Annotated in this window: 12 protein-coding genes; 2 read left to right on the forward strand and 10 right to left on the reverse strand. The window is 46.8% G+C overall.

What is annotated here, in order from left to right; translation table 11 throughout:
• Nucleotides 1–178 precede the first annotated feature (178 nt).
• Together H8K55_RS14090 and H8K55_RS14095 are read left to right on the forward strand one after the other, a co-directional pair.
• Complete coding sequence (locus H8K55_RS14090) at nt 179–865, forward strand: hypothetical protein (protein ID WP_186942693.1); 687 nt, start codon at nt 179–181, stop codon at nt 863–865.
• Nucleotides 866–1331: 466 nt separating this feature from the next.
• Complete coding sequence (locus H8K55_RS14095; RefSeq protein WP_186942694.1) at nt 1332–2621, forward strand: alpha/beta fold hydrolase; 1290 nt, start codon at nt 1332–1334, stop codon at nt 2619–2621.
• A 121-nt stretch (nt 2622–2742) separates the two neighbouring features.
• Here H8K55_RS14095 and H8K55_RS14100 read toward each other — a convergent pair whose 3' ends face one another.
• The 10 genes from H8K55_RS14100 to H8K55_RS14145 form a co-directional block, all read right to left on the reverse strand.
• Nucleotides 2743–4608 carry a nitric oxide reductase activation protein NorD gene (locus tag H8K55_RS14100; protein WP_186942695.1) on the reverse strand — a complete coding sequence of 622 codons (1866 nt, stop codon included), beginning with the start codon at nt 4606–4608 and terminating at the stop codon, nt 2743–2745.
• Between the two features lie 177 nt (nt 4609–4785).
• Nucleotides 4786–5793: a 4Fe-4S binding protein gene (locus tag H8K55_RS14105; protein WP_186942696.1), complete on the reverse strand. Its 1008-nt coding sequence runs from the start codon at nt 5791–5793 to the stop codon at nt 4786–4788.
• A gap of 12 nt (nt 5794–5805) precedes the next feature.
• Complete coding sequence (locus tag H8K55_RS14110) at nt 5806–6204, reverse strand: magnetosome magnetite crystal formation protein family (protein WP_186942697.1); 399 nt, start codon at nt 6202–6204, stop codon at nt 5806–5808.
• Nucleotides 6201–7064: a CbbQ/NirQ/NorQ/GpvN family protein gene (locus H8K55_RS14115; protein ID WP_186942698.1), complete on the reverse strand. Its 864-nt coding sequence runs from the start codon at nt 7062–7064 to the stop codon at nt 6201–6203. Before H8K55_RS14115 ends, H8K55_RS14110 begins: the two co-directional genes overlap by 4 nt.
• A gap of 79 nt (nt 7065–7143) precedes the next feature.
• Nucleotides 7144–8532, reverse strand: a complete 1389-nt coding sequence (locus H8K55_RS14120; protein ID WP_186942699.1) for a cbb3-type cytochrome c oxidase subunit I — start codon at nt 8530–8532, stop codon at nt 7144–7146.
• A gap of 36 nt (nt 8533–8568) precedes the next feature.
• Entirely contained in the window at nt 8569–8994 is a 426-nt protein-coding gene (locus H8K55_RS14125) for a c-type cytochrome (protein ID WP_186942700.1), read from the reverse strand.
• A gap of 421 nt (nt 8995–9415) precedes the next feature.
• Nucleotides 9416–10405 carry a 23S rRNA (adenine(1618)-N(6))-methyltransferase RlmF gene (rlmF, locus tag H8K55_RS14130; protein ID WP_186942701.1) on the reverse strand — a complete coding sequence of 330 codons (990 nt, stop codon included), beginning with the start codon at nt 10403–10405 and terminating at the stop codon, nt 9416–9418.
• Between the two features lie 407 nt (nt 10406–10812).
• Nucleotides 10813–11232, reverse strand: coding sequence for an SWIB/MDM2 domain-containing protein (locus H8K55_RS14135; protein WP_186942702.1), 420 nt, complete (start codon nt 11230–11232; stop codon nt 10813–10815).
• 556 nt (nt 11233–11788) lie between these two features.
• A complete protein-coding gene (gene ffh / locus H8K55_RS14140; RefSeq protein WP_186942703.1) occupies nt 11789–13147 on the reverse strand; it encodes a signal recognition particle protein in 1359 nt (452 codons plus the stop codon).
• A 273-nt stretch (nt 13148–13420) separates the two neighbouring features.
• Nucleotides 13421–15583 (reverse strand): S46 family peptidase, encoded by a 2163-nt coding sequence (locus H8K55_RS14145; RefSeq protein ID WP_186942704.1) that lies wholly within the window; start codon nt 15581–15583, stop codon nt 13421–13423.
• Between the last annotated feature and the right edge of the window lie 41 nt (nt 15584–15624).

Here is a 15624-nt window from a genome sequence, read left to right on the forward strand (position 1 = left end):
CATACCAACATCCATTACTCACAACAGTACTTTTAGAAAGTAAGATAGACATGTCATTTTTTATACGTGTTGCCTGCATTTTTTCTCTGACGCTATTCGCAATTAGTGCACCAACCGCACAAGCTCAAAGTGTTAAACGTGTTCTTTTTGTCGGGAATAGCCTCACCTATGTGGAAATGTGCCTGCGGTCTTTTCCGCTTTGAGCAAGGCCAATGGTCGTACGGTGCAGAGCGATATGCTAGTGCGCGGCGGTGCGACGCTTACGGATCGCTTAAATGACGGACTGGTAGCAAATGCGCTTAAGAAAAATCATTATGATGTCATGGTGTTACAGGAGCGAGGCGGGGAGTTAATGGGGGCGTTTGGTGACACTGCTGAAACACAATCAAAAGCCGCACTAAAATCCTATGCCGCATTGGCGCAACAAGCCGGCGTAAAGGTATTTCTGCTTGGTAGCTATCAGCCTTCCGCCGGGCCTTCGCAAACCTTGGTAGAAATGGAAAAAAGTGCCGCGATGGCAGCTGGCGTGACTTATATTGAAGTGTCTGAAAATTTGCGACACCTGCGAAAATTACATCCAGACATGGCGTGGTTTTCCACAGATGGCACCATGCATCCGGGGAAGGATCTCGCATTGCTCGATGCCGTGTTGTTGTATCAGGCGATTTATGCCGACTTGCCCGCATCCACTAATTTAGTGGTGAATGCCCCTATGTACACAGCGCGTTATAGTCCTAATTTAGAACTTCTATCAGCCGACTCTGCCAGCGCCCATAAGGACATTGAACTGAGTGTTAATTATTCAGTGACTACATTGAAGGAGATGATCGATGATCTAGTCAGCAAGCCCAAAGCGGGAAAATAATTTATTGCTGGTCATTGTCGGCTGATATTGCCAAGCAGAATTTTCAAATCTCTCAATTCTCTCAATTTTCAATAGTACCTGCCAGATGTAGAAACACTAGTGCCAAACTAAGTATCGTTGAGTAGTGAATATGAGATCGACATGGGGTTTGTCGGTACATTCTTCAATTGTTTTTCTATTTAGTATATTGTCTTTACTTTAAAGAAGTAAAACCAGTATTATTCACCCCCCGAGTAGATAGCCAAAATATTTGATCAGCGAAATCTGATTCGGTGACTTTTTTTCTGTAAAGAGATAATAGATGAGTGTGATTTTTTTTCGTGCGTTAAGCGCTATATTTTTAACCGTATCCCTAGCACCTACTTATGCTGACGCGCAAATATTATCACCCGAATTTATGGCATGTGCTGATGCTAAATCTGCGCTTGTTTTACAGAATAGTCGCTGCCAAAAATTGGAGCTTCCTTTGAGCTATCAGCTCGACTCTGATTCTTCAAAAGAAAATATCACGCTCTTTGTTCGACAATTTTCCTCTGCAAAAAAAACAAAAGCTGCTGTGATACTTGTCACTGGTGGCCCAGGTGAATCGGGTGCGTCTATGTATTCACAATTGGAGACGATTAGACGAAGTTTTCCTGATACAGATATTTTTATCCCCGATCATCGTGGCACTGGTTTTTCAACTAGAATTTGCGCGGCAGAAGAGGCCGTAGAGAGCGCGGGCGGCGCTCGCTTGGAGGGCGCGGAGTGGGGATCTTGTTTTGCGAGTATGCATCAAGAAGCAAAACGAACCAGGCAATTTTCCATCACCAATGCGGCGCATGATCTCGATAAACTGATCGCGCTGGTTCATGCGGAAAATACGCAAAGACCGATTTATTTATATGGCGTCTCATACGGAACACAATTGATACTACGTCTGTTTCAGCTTGACATAAAAATAGGCGTAGCGTCAGTCAAGGGCGTCATACTCGATTCTTTGGTGCCGATGCAGACCGCAGAGACATGGGATCTCACTCATCGCTCGCATGTGGTGGATATGATAGGCAGAAAAGTCTTGGCTGAGTGTGATGCAGATAAGAAATGTCATGCGATGATGGAGACTCCAAGTGAACAAGTACTGGTGCAACTATTACGTCAATTGCAAGGTCATCCCGAACTACTGACAAAAATTCCCGGAAAAAATCTTAAATTGTTTTTAGGTCGATTATTAGATTTTCCTATTTTGCGTGATCGCATTCCTTATTTAATTAAAGACCTTGCAAATGGGCAGGAGAACGAATTGAAAAAAGTGCTAGTGCAAATGGAAAAGGCGTACTCTGTGTTGGGCGATTTCCCTCAGTTAGCGCCATCGATTCCATTGGTTTCCACTATTAATGGCTCGGAAAACAATTTGCGCCCGACCTTAACTGAGGCTCAATTGCATCAAGAAGAGGAAGAATTATTGTTTACTGATGCGATTCCGGGTTTGATGTTGGACATGACCTTGCCAAAATATGAAAAAGATACGTACTACGGTAAAGAACCACAGCGTTTTCCACCTACACTGGTATTGATGGGCGATATGGATCCCAAGACGCATTTTGATGGCGCAGTGGAACACGTTCAAGCCTTAAGAAAAAACGGTATGGTGCGTATAGTCAAAGTGAAGCGCGCGCCGCATTTCATCGCCATGTTTGCGCCAGAATGTTTTTCTCAATCGACTCGCGCTTTTATTACAGGTAAATTGAAACATGATCGTGTATGTGAATTGTGATGAATTGCGATGAATGCAGTGATGGTCTGCATCCATACTGACAGCATTGTTGCATTGGGGGAGTAGATTAAACTGCGGATCCTTGATTGTAGTGAGAATGCTTCATTTCATTGTTCACTGCTTATTGCTCGCTAGTCAATTGCGCATACAAACGCGGCAACAATTGCGGTAATTCCGCCGCATCTTTGACGACGATATAGCCCTTTGCGCCGAATAAATGCGGCAGATAATCTTCGGCCTTTTCATCGATCGTGACGCAAAAGGGAATCAATCCTAATTGTCGAGCTGCGTGGATAGCAAGGCGCGTATCTTCGAAGCCATAACGGCCTTCGTACTGATCGAGGTCGTTGGGTTTGCCATCGGTGAGGATTAAGAGCAAACGGCGGGCATTTTTTTGTTGTTGCAAAATCGCTGAAGCGTGCCGAATCGCGGCACCCATGCGCGTGTAGAAACCAGGTTTAATTTGCGCCAAGCGCCCCCGTATTTGATTGCTATATTGCTCGTCAAAGCCTTTGAGGATATGAAAGCGTACATTGTTACGTCGTACCGAAGAAAAACCATATAAGGCGAAACGGTCACGGGTGGCGGCCAAAGCTTCACACAGTAAATACAAACTATCACGTATCACGTCAATCACGCGCGCCTGATTATTCACCCAGGTGTCAGTGGACATGGATAAATCTGCGAGTAAAAGACAAGCCATGTCACGGCTTTGCTGACGGTTATCCAGATATAAGCCAGGACTGGCGACTGCGAGTCCATGATTGTTTGCACCAGCCCGTTCTGCACTAAAGCGCACGCAAGCATCGATATCAATATCATCGCCACTTAATTGTCCACGCAGACGTTCGCGCTCTGGTGTCAAACTTTGAAATTGCTGACGTAATCGCTTGGCGGTAACACGTAGATGGGCGGGTAGGGCTTGTGCTACGGCATCGCGTGCTAACAGCATTTGTATGCACGCATGGTTTTCTAAGAGTTGCTGTTTTTTGTAATGCCATTCCGGGTACAAGATGCCATCGGCGAGTAACAGATCATCATCGGCTTCGGCTGGTAGATCGAGATCGAAGCGCACACGGCTGGCAGTGCTTTTGCCATCATTTGCTACGTTTAAAACGTCGAAATCATTCGCTGCTCTTTGCGCATCGGGATTGTCGTCTTCATCCAAGGGGCGATTCACTTTCACATATTCTGCCCAGGAAAACAGACTCTCCGCGCGGAACAGCAGCATGAACGGGCTAGGATTGTCGGGCATGTCGGTGCGCTCTGCCATGCGCTTGCGTTGCTCGGTATCGCTTTGTGCGGCGCTGCCTTGCGCTTGTTCCGGCGTGAGTTTGCTGGCGGGTTTGCTGCTTTTATTCGTGGCGTTGGCGGGCGGATGTAACCATAGTGCGACGGGAACGACGCTGAATTCTTTGCGCCCGACTTTTTTTAACTCGGTGGACACACTTCCTGGCTCTAACAAGGCTTGGCGAATGCGTAATTCGTTTTCCGCTTCTTGCTTTTTCAATGTTGTCGGATCAGGGCGACGTGCGAGTGTCGCTTGCACCAAACGGGCATAGCGCTCCTGCAAAGAGGGAAAAGCGTTTAATAGTGCCAGGGTTGCGGATTGATTGCGTTGTAAGTAGGGTGCGTCGGGATTGGCGTCATGCGCGACTAAGGCCAGCAACCATAAATACAATTCACGATTGAGTTCGCTTTCAGGGAAATAATCGATGTAGGCAGGCAGGTGCAAAGTGGTTTCATCTGCCCATGTCAATTCGGTTTTCTCGCCGATACCCGCAATCCGTTCTAACCAACGACGACTGGCACCATGCGTACTGGCAGAACCTGATTGCAACTTGATGCCGGGATCACCGCCAAGTGCACGGAAAAAGATCGCCGCGATGTTTTTCATCTGCGCTAATTCCACCCGGGCTTCTGGGTAACCTTGATATGCGACACGGGTGATCAATCTATCCCATAGGCCGCCTATGTATTCTTCCATTAGTACGCTTTCATTGTCTCGGATTGCTTAAGAATGAAACCTCTCAACGCCGAGACGCAGAGGCGCAGAGGCGCAGAGAAAATCAAAAAAGAGAGGAGGCAAATTGTTCAGTGTTTTCTCTGCGTTCCTCAGCGTCTCAGCATCTCGGCGTTGAGGGGTTTTGTAGTGAAAATTTCTCTAAGGTTTTTTCACAGAAAACACATTGCTCTTCTCCAGCTTAATTTGAATAACACGTGCCGTGCTGCCGTTTAAAGCCGCTTCCGATTCTGCATAAGCTTGATTCACCCATTCGAGTAAATTGCCTTGCGGATTCTCAGTTTGCGTTTGGGTGCAGGCATCGGTGCATTGCCCGCATTGCACACACGCAAACATCATGCGTTTCACATTGCGCGGATTGAGACGCATAGGGCAAACGTGATCGCAAGCGGAGTAGCAGGTCGAACAGTCTTTCGCGCGTTCTCGCTGAAATCCGATCACCATCGCCTTGTCATTCGACATCCAAGCCAAGCTTTGGAATAGACCGAGGGCACAGGCATAGCGGCAAAACAGGTGGCGCGCAAACATAAATTCGACAAAGAAAGCGATGCTGCCAGCGATCAGAAATATGCTTTGATTACGGGTTAAAGTGCCGTGCCAGATATTCCCGTAGATTTCTGCTGGCGGCAATAAATACGTCAGCAACACGGTCGCCCAAGTGATCGCGCAAATGATGACAAGTGGGATCACTCCGAACCACCAGATGGCGTCGGGTTTGGTTTCGCTGCCATCAGGATTACGGGTTGGCAGAGCTTCTTTATCCCATAAACTTTGCTTGCCTATGGCGCGGCGCAATGTTTGATTGATGGTTTCAACGATAGAAAAATGTGGGCACAGCCAGCCACAATAAATTCTCCCCCACTTCCAGGCGACATAAATCACCGTTGCTGCGACCAGAACTAAGGGTAAGATCGCGTGAAGAAAAATGGCTTTGGCGGCTTGTCCGGCCGTGTCTTTTCCGGCGACGAAATCGTTCAGACCTAAAGTCCAATCCATGCCGAAGATGATGAAGTGTTTGAGATTGAGATCTAGTCTGAAAATGTCAAATATCGGCGCAAAGACAAATAGTAAAAAGAAGCCGATCTGCGTGACTCTGCGCCATTGTTGAACCGGTAAGCCCCATAATCCCTGATGTGTTTTAACTTGCATGTTGAGATTCGTTCATTCGTGCTTGCTAACGGCTTTGCCTATCAGCGGATAGAAATACAATTTGCCAGACAGTGCTTTAGTCAATGCAAAAACACCAAACAAGATGAAGACAGAATGTACGCATAAGACATATAAGATTAAGACTATCCAGGTACTCACTTGACGTAAATCGCCAAATAATAAAATGCCCGCGCTGACCAAAATCAACATGAAACCAGCACAAATGCTGGCGCGCAAGGCCTGAATTAAATGGCATTGCACTAGTGTCGAGACGTTGTGGCGTTGACGTTGATAAAGTACCAGCAGCAATACAAAGGCGGCAAACGGCAGCAGCAAAATATTCAATAAGTACAGTGTTGCTGCGGTACTTGCAATTTGAATTTCCTGCGCTGTAGGTTCCAGAATTTTCATGGCGATTTGCCTGGCAGTTTGCCGCTGCTAAAGTGCAATTTGATGACTTCCATTAAGGCAGCAATGGTATCGAGATCGTCCGTCAAAGGCTCAACCAGCGCAGCGGCACAGGCTTCAATCACTGGACAACCGGCAGCGATTAAATTGGCGGCATAGACCAGCAAACGAGTCGAGGCTGCTTCGTCTAAATCATGTTGTTTGAGTTGACGAAAGCGTCGTGCAATATCGACCAAGCGTGTTGCCAGCGCCAAATCGATGCCGGCTTCTTTCATCAAAATGCTTTGTTCTAATTCTGCATTGGGATAATCAAACTGTATCGCCAGGAAGCGTTGGCGGGTCGATGGCTTGAGATTCTTGAGTAGATTTTGATAGCCGGGGTTATACGACACCACCAACATAAATTCCTTCGGCGCAGCGAGTTCTTCGCCTGTGCGTTCGATAGGCAGAATGCGCCTGTCATCGGTAAGCGGATGCAAGACTACAGTCGTATCTTTGCGCGCCTCGACGATTTCATCCAAGTAGCAAATACCGCCTTGACGTACGGCGCGGGTGAGGGGGCCATCTGACCATACGGTTTCGCCATCGCCGATCAAATGGCGCCCGACCAGATCTGCTGCAGTTAAGTCATCATGACAAGCAACCGTAATTAAAGGGCGTGCTAGTTTCGCTGCCATGTGCGCGACGAAGCGCGTCTTGCCACAACCAGTTGGACCTTTAATCAACAAGGGTAGTTGACGCTGATACGCGAGTTCAAACAAGGCACATTCATTCGCGATCGGTTGATAGTAGGGAATCTCGGCGACCGCGGAAGCTTGAGCGGCGGCGGAAGAGAGAAACGCTTGATGGCTTAAATCATTCATGAAAAGCTTTCGTGATGCTTTAAAAGTAGGTACTTCAAATTGAAAACGCCCGACAATGTTTTGTCGGGCGTTTTTCTGCTTATGAAGCCTGAGATTGATTCTCGGCTTGGTCTCCACCAACAAAGAAGCTAAAGATATACAGCCCCAATCCAATCAGGAAAATCACACCAGACGCCAAACGTAACCAGTAGAAAATCATTAGTTGATCCTGAGTCGCCATGAAGCTCAGCGGTGCTGTCGCAACACGTTGTAACCAGACTTGCAAAATACCGGCGGCGGTCAGGAACAAAGTGATGAAGACCATGGACACGGTCATCAACCAGAACGACCACATTTCCACCACTTGTGATTTATTACTATTCGCTTGACGACCACGCATCAGCGGCATGGTGTAACTGATCATCGTCATCACTACCATCGCATACGCACCGTAGAAGGCCATGTGACCATGTGCTGCGGTAATTTGCGTGCCATGCGTGTAGTAATTGACGGGAGATAATGTATGCAAGAAGCCCCAAACGCCAGCACCCAAGAAAGCCATCACGCCAGTACCTAACGCCCACAATACCGCGGCACGATTTGGATGATCACGACGGCGACGATTCACCATATTGAATGCAAACACGGTCATCATGAAAAATGGAATTGGTTCTAAAGCAGAGAAAACGCTACCCCACCATTGCCAATAGGCTGGTGCGCCTATCCAGAAATAATGGTGGCCGGTACCGATAATGCCAGTGATTAAAGACATGGCAATGATGGAGTACAACCATTTTTCAATCACCTCGCGATCGACGCCTGTGACTTTAATTAAGACGAATGCCAACATCGCACCGAGGATCAGTTCCCATACGCCTTCAACCCATAGATGCACAACCCACCACCAGTAAAATTTGTCTTTGACCAGATTGCTAGGATTGATGAACGAGAACAAGAAGAATAAGGCCAGGCCCCATAAACCAGCTAGCATCACCAAGCTAATACTAGTCTTGCGACCGCGTAAGACCGTCATCGAAATATTGAACAAGAACACCAGTGCAACAATCACGATACCAACTTTGGTTGGCAAAGGTTGCTCGAGAAATTCTCGTCCCATGGTTTCAAGCAGGTCATTACCTGTCATCTTTGCCAGCGATGCGTAAGGCACAGCCAGATAACCGACGACGGTTAAGGCGCCTGCTACCAAAAATACCCAGAACATCAACATCGCCAATTTGGGGCTATGGAGTTCACGTTCCGATTCTTCCGGGATCAGGTAATACGCTGCACCCATAAAGCCAAATAACAACCAGACGATCAGCAAGTTGGTATGCACCATTCTTGCCACATTAAATGGAATCAGAGGGAACAAGAAGTCACCTATGATGTATTGCAAGCCCATGATCAGGCCAAATAAGATCTGACCAACGAACAGGGCAATTGCCGCGATAAAATAGGGCTTCGCGACGGCCTGTGATTTGTATTGCATAAAATTCTCCACGAATCGTTGAAAGGTGTCGCGCTCTTAGCCTTCGATATTTGGCGGCCAGTTATTAGTATTGATCTCTGAGCTGTATTTCAGAAACTCGACCAGGTCGTTCATTTCTTTTTCATTGAGATTGAACTGTGGCATTTGACGACGCCCCGGCGCACCAGTTGGCTGCGCCGCCATCCATGCACGAATGAAATCTGGACCGCGACGCTTATACACATTACCCAGTTCAGGTGCAAAATAGGCGCCTTCACCGAGTAGAGTGTGGCAACCGATACAGTTACGGGTTTCCCAAATCTTCTTACCGCGAATAGCGGAGTCAGTCAGGTTGGCACTGTTATCTCGTTTAGGCAGCGCACTCATAGTGTCGAATGTCAGCGCTAAAAATAACAGGAAGAAAAATACAGAGCCGCCATAAAAAATATTTCTGGCGGTTGACTTGGTGAACGATGAGCTCATGTCGAGTTAACCCCTAGTGAATGCTAGGACTTACGCAAAACAGACGCTAGCGTCGTTGCAGGCGCCTCGTCGTACGATTTGTACTGTCTTCGGCGACGCGCCCCCGACTAAGGCATTCGAGGGCAGGCTCTAGCTAGCGCAATTTTGCGTAAGTCCTAAATGTAAATCATAAAAAGCACCGACTTACCAACGTGGTCTTTCGGTGCTAATTGATGTTGTGGATGTTATTTCCCCACGTCACTGAGTGTAAGTGGCTGGTGCATTGCTTTCCTTGACGATGGTCAATTTTGGAAAGATGGCAATGGATGGCGATACGAGAATGTCGCGTATTCGAGCATGCTTTGATGCGTATCAAAGCATGTTGATATTTGTGGAGTGATCTATTTTCTTGAAGTGTATTAGCTGACGAGCGGAATGCAGATTAGCGCCAACGCAGTTTCGCCCAAGCTAGTTGTTGAGCTGGTGTGAGAAATGTCCATGCAATAAAGCGACTTTGTTTGCTTCCTTGTTGCATTGTGATGAGGCGATGTTCTAACACTTTAGCTTGCTTTAATTTTGCCTTAATAGGATCGAGATTAGCGGACTTTGAAATCAAGCTGCTAAACCAAAAACATTGCGTCGAAAATTGCCGACTTTCCTCTATCATTTGAGAAATAAATTGCAGCTCACCACCGGGGCACCATAGTTCAGCGGCTTGTCCACCAAAATTCAAATTCACTTCAATTTGCGCTGCTGTTTTGCCCAGATTCTGCCATTTCCTATCGGTGCCGCTTTGCGCTTCTGCGGCTGAAGTATGAAATGGTGGATTGCACATGGTGAGGTCAAACCATTCATCTTGTTGCAGAATATTGTGAAAAATTTTGCTGCTGTTTTTCTGTAAACGCAGTTCTATCTTTTTGACTAATTGTGGATTCGCGTGAATCACGCTTTCCAGATTAGCCAATGCATCATCATTAATGTCTGCCGCGACAAAATTCCATGTGTATTCCTGACTGCCTATTAAGGGATAAATGCCATTCGCCCCTGTTCCTATGTCTAACACGTACACACTGTTTTTCTTGGGCAGCTTGCCTTGATTTACCGTAATTAATAAGTCTGCTAAGCCATGAATATAATCAGCACGACCTGGTACGGGTGGACACAAATACGCATCGGGAATATCCCATGCCTCGATCCCATATTGATGCTTGAGCAAAGCCCGGTTTAAGGCTTTGACAGCATTGGCGTCAGCAAAGTCGATACTCAGATCGCCATAAGGATTGGTGCTCACAAAACGACCTAGTGCCACAGTATCAGCATCGCGGTCCGCCTCAATTAGTGCTGTGAAATCGTATTGTCCTTGATGCCGGTTACGCGGATGAAATCCCGATTGCTTGGACGTTGTTGAGGATTTGTGGCGTGGGTTAGACATAAGGGAAATGTAGATAATGTGAGTCAGTGAATAAATAGCTTAGGATTTAAAAATTGCGCTGACTGGAGCTTGATTGCGTAGGGTGCGCCGTGCGCACCACACATAGCCTGCGACTTCGGTGCGCACGGCGCACCCTACCTTACTCCATTTTTTGAGTCCAATAGGCCTTCCCTATTTAGGCATTACAAGGGGATGCGACAATGTCTTCAGCTGTATTGCGTAGGTCTTAAAGGTAAATAAATAAGTAAGTAACTTATTGTGTAAATTATTAGGTGAATCAACCTTGATAAATTTTAGTATCTTAACAAACAAAAACGCCCGCGCGATGCGGGCGTTTTTGTTTGGGATTTGGGTAGTAAAAATTACGACCCAAGCATTGCCCAAAGCAATATGGACATCAAATCCGATTAGGACAGATGACCAGAAATGAGTTTAGTCATTTCAAACATGGAGACTTGTTTCTTGCCACCGAAAACGGCTTTCAATTTGTCATCCGCATTGATATTGCGTTTGTTTGCTTCATCTTGCAGCTTGTGCTTTTTGATGTATTCCCAGATCTTTTTAGTTACTTCAGTACGTGGGATTGGTGCTGCACCGATTACGGCTGCCAATACTGGAGATAAAGTCATAGGCTTCATGAAAGCTGCATTTGGCTTACGAGCTGCTGCTGGTTTAGCTGCTGCTTTTGCTGGCTTAGCTGCCGCTTTAGCCGCAGGTTTCGCTGCCGCTTTTGCTACTGGTTTTTTTGCTGCTGCTGGTTTAGCTGCTGCTTTTGCGGCAGGCTTAGCTGCTGGTTTTGCTGCTGCTTTTTTTGGTGCTGTTGCCATATTGAGGCTCCTTCACAATTGTCTTGGAAAATGCGCCATTTCACGCAGTGCTTATAGTGGTGCCGATTACAGAGTGATGCAAGTGTTTTTTTTTGCTTTTTGCGAAAAATGTGTGAGAAATCATGACAGACGTGGTTTTCAGAGGGAAAAATGTCGTTTTTCCTCTGCAGAATGAGGAAAGTGATGGGTTTGTTATCGATGAAAATGCTGCTGTGAAAACGCAAAAATAAAACCTCTCAACACTGAGACACAGAGATGGAGAGGAAAAACAGGAGGGTGTTTTAGACGAGAATGAAGTAAAGTTTTGGCGTGAATTGTAGTGTGGGAGTGCCTAAATTATTCAGGTAATGTTGGGCTTTTCTTTGTTCAGAACCAACCGATGATTTCGGGAAACGTGGCAAAGCTGGTTTTGTTTTTTTAAAAAACAGCAAAGCGATTTGCCTGCTGAAATTCAATTATAGGGATGCAGTGCGAGTCGTTTCCCGCAGCAATACATAGGTATTGCGAGGACAAACGAGGAAGCAATGCGCCCTAGAATTGGATTTAAGCAGGTAAATCAACGCATCATGCCTTTTAAGCCTCTCATCATTTTCATCATGCCGCCACCCTTGAGTTTTTTCATCATGCTTTGCATTTGATCAAACTGTGCCAGCATACGATTGACTTCTTGTATCTGTACGCCTGCACCTGTGGCAATACGACGTTTGCGTGAGGCTTTGATCAAATCTGGTTTTGCGCGTTCTAATGGTGTCATGGAATTGATAATGCCTTCCATGCGACGCATTTGTTTTTCCGCGTTATCCATATTCGCGCCACTGGCGGCTTGCTGGAATTGTGCTGGTAATTTATCCATCAAACTCGATAAGCTACCCATGTTCTTCATTTGGCCTAATTGCATTTTGAAGTCGTTCATATCGAACTTGCCGCCGACCTTGATCTTCTCTGCCAGGCCTTTGGCTGCTTCGACATCCATGCCTTTTTGGGCGGATTCGACTAAGGCCAGAATATCGCCCATACCCAGAATGCGATTCGCCATGCGGGTCGCGTCGAAAGCTTCGAGCCCGTCCAGCTTTTCAGAGACACCGGCAAACTTAATAGGTTTGCCTGTGACATGACGCACCGACAAGGCCGCGCCACCGCGTGAGTCACCGTCGAGTTTGGTGAGCACCACGCCCGTCAAAGGCAGTGCATCGTTAAATGCCTTGGCGGTGTTGACCGCATCTTGCCCAAGCATTGCGTCAACCACGAACAAAGTTTCTATCGGTTTGACTGCCGCATGTACGGCGGCGATTTCTTGCATCATGGCTTCATCAATACCGAGGCGACCTGCGGTATCAATAATCAATACTTCATGATGATGTTTCTTCGCCCAATCGAGCGCGGCTAAGGCGATATCGACAGGTTTGTCATTGATCGTGGTTGGGAAGAAGTCGGCACCAGCCTGCGCAGTGACAGTTTCTAACTGACCAATCGCCGCTGGACGATAGACGTCCGCGGAGACGGTCAAGACCTTTTTCTTTTTCTTTTCACGCAGATATAAGGCTAGCTTACCAACGGTAGTGGTTTTACCCGCACCTTGCAGACCAGCCATCAAAATGATTGCTGGCGGTTGGGTGGCGAAATTCAATTCGGAAGCATTGTCACCTAAATCGGCACCGATTAACGAAGCCAATTCTTTTTGTACTACGCCAACTAAGGCTTGACCTGGGGTCAAAGAGCCGATGACGTCCTCGCCCATCGCTTTTTCTTTGACGCGGGCGATCAGTTCACGCACGGCAGGCAAGGCAACGTCGGCTTCTAATAAAGCCATACGCACTTCGCGCAGCATCTCGGCGGTATTCGATTCAGTTAAACGCGCTTCGCCGCGCATGGTCTTGACGACTTTGGCGAGACGCTGGGTCAGATTGTCGAGCATAGTAAACCTTCTATTTGCCTTCTATTTGAGAACGATAGCGATGCAGAAATGCAGCACCATGGAATTTTTGCAACCGGATCGCATCTGCTGAACCGATATAGATAAGCCCGTATTTTACTCGAAATGAGGTCATTTCCTGAGACGTATAGCGGGTTTTATCGCGTGATTGCTCGCATTCATGGTGTTTGTGTAAATAAAAAAGCCACGTTGAACTTAATCAACGTGGCTAATTTACTGATTCAGAACTGAGTTATCGATTCAGCGCTGAGCTATTTACTCGGCACCCATTTCTTTCAACAAGTTATCGGCTTTATCGACGTGTTTCATCTGCCACAGCATGTAGCGCAGATCGACTTGGATAGAGCGGCTAGAGGCTTTGTTGTAATCCCAGTCAGCGATGATGGAATCCAGAGTGCCATCAAATGCCAGACCGATGAATTCGCCTTTGGCATTCAAAGCGGCTGAGCCAGAATTGCCACCTGTGATATCCAAGGTTGCCAAGTAGTTGACTGGAACCGTTTTCAAGATTGGATCAACGTACTTACCAAAGTCTTTGGCTTTAATAGCGGCCAACTGATTAGCAGGTGCATTGAATTCGCCCGTGCCAGTCGCTTTAGCGGCTACGCCTTTGACAGTCGTAAATGCAGTCCAAGTTGTACCGTCAGCACCGAATGGACGGCTGGCGACTTTACCGAACGTCACGCGCAAAGTGCTGTTGGCGTCAGGGTAAACTGCTTGGCCTTTGCTCTTCATGTAAGCGATTTTTGCTTTCATGTAGCTGGCGTAGGCTTTTTGCATATCGCCTGCGGACTCTTGATCAGCGACTTCGCGCTTCATGCCTTCTTCATACATGCCAACAGCCGCTTTGATAAAGCTATCGTTGCTCGCTTTGAAGTCATCCACGGATTTTTCTAACCAAGCAGCGCGGAAAGCTTTGTCGCCGAACTGGCTACCTGCATACATTTGATCTAATAAGGCTTTCAACTGATCTTTTGTCATCCCATCTTTAATGCCAAGGGCATTATCGAAATTGGCATTACGTTCTGCCGCTGGTGCTGCGGCGTATTTCACCAGGCTATTTAAGACCAAGGCCTTATCGACTTTTTCATCGTAGCTGCGTTCTACACCATCGACTGTCGCCTTGAAGCGTGGCAGGTCACGATTTTGGAAACCAGCACGACGCTCTGCATCCGGCTTAGTTTTTTCATTTGCCAGGCGATATAAAGTGCGGGCAGTGCTCAGGAAGCGTGGGTAAGACGAAGCTAAGAAGGATTCTTTTTTCGCCGTTGCATCACGTTTTGCGTAGATAGCTTCAATCTTGTCGATATCTGCAGCGTATTCGGCTTTGTTCTTAGGATTAGAATTGACCCAAGCTTTCAATTCGGCGTGTTCTTTGGATTTACGTTCCAAAATATCGCTGCCTGCATAGCTATCCAACATACCTTGACGGTTTTTGTAATAGTTATTGATGTTGGCAACCTGGCCTGCGTATTTCAAGTTCGCATCTTTATTTTCCTTCGTTTCGTTAGCGATAATTGCCAATGTTTCGGCAGAGCCTTTAACGAAATTAGGATATTCAAAATCAAATGTATAAGCGATTTCGGATGGCAAACGATGGCGATTAGTGCGGCCTGGGTAACCCAGTACCATGACGAAGTCGCCTTCTTTCAAACCATCTTTTGCTAATTTCAATACATGCTTAGGCACGTAAGGGACATTGTCTTTGCTAAATTCTGCAGGCTTGCCGTCTTTGCTAACATATGCGCGGTAGAAGCCGTAATCACCAGTGTGACGTGGCCACATCCAATTATCAGTATCGCCGCCGAATTTTCCGACGCCTTCAGCTGGTGCATGGACCAAGCGTACGTCTTTGATTTCCATTTGTTTGATCAAATAGAACTCCAAACCACCGTAGAAAGATGGAATGCTGCAACGGAAGCCTGCTTCTTTTTCGCATGCGGCGATCATGGTTTTTTGATTTTTTTCGATCGCATCAACGCGCGCTTTGCCAGTTAATTTAGCGACATCTGGGCTGATTACTTTATCGCTGACATTCGTCACTTCGGTTGTAACGAAAATACGTGAACCAGGACCTGCTGGTAATTCTTCGGCCAAAGTTTTTGCCAGAAAACCATTCGCTAACAGATTGCGTTCCGGTGTGGAGTTACGCGCTACGCTGTCATACACGCAGTGATGATTCGTCGCTACCAAGCCCATTGAGGAGACGAAAGAGGCTGAGCAACCGCCCAAGCTAACGATCGCGCCCATAGGAAATTCAGTTAGCTGCGTTAATGATTTCGGGTCTAGTTTCAGACCGGCAGCTTTGAGTTGTTTAGCTACTTGTGGTAACTGTTGTGGCATCCACATACCTTCATCGGCTTGCGCGAAACCGCCGGTGAGTGTGAGTGCGGCTAAAGCGAAAAGTGATTTTTTCATTTTAATTCCTGCAAAAAGGCTATTGGTTTTTTATTTATCCA

It is taken from the genome of Affinundibacterium flavidum (assembly GCF_014284175.1).
GTDB lineage: Bacteria > Pseudomonadota > Gammaproteobacteria > Burkholderiales > Burkholderiaceae_D > Undibacterium > Undibacterium flavidum.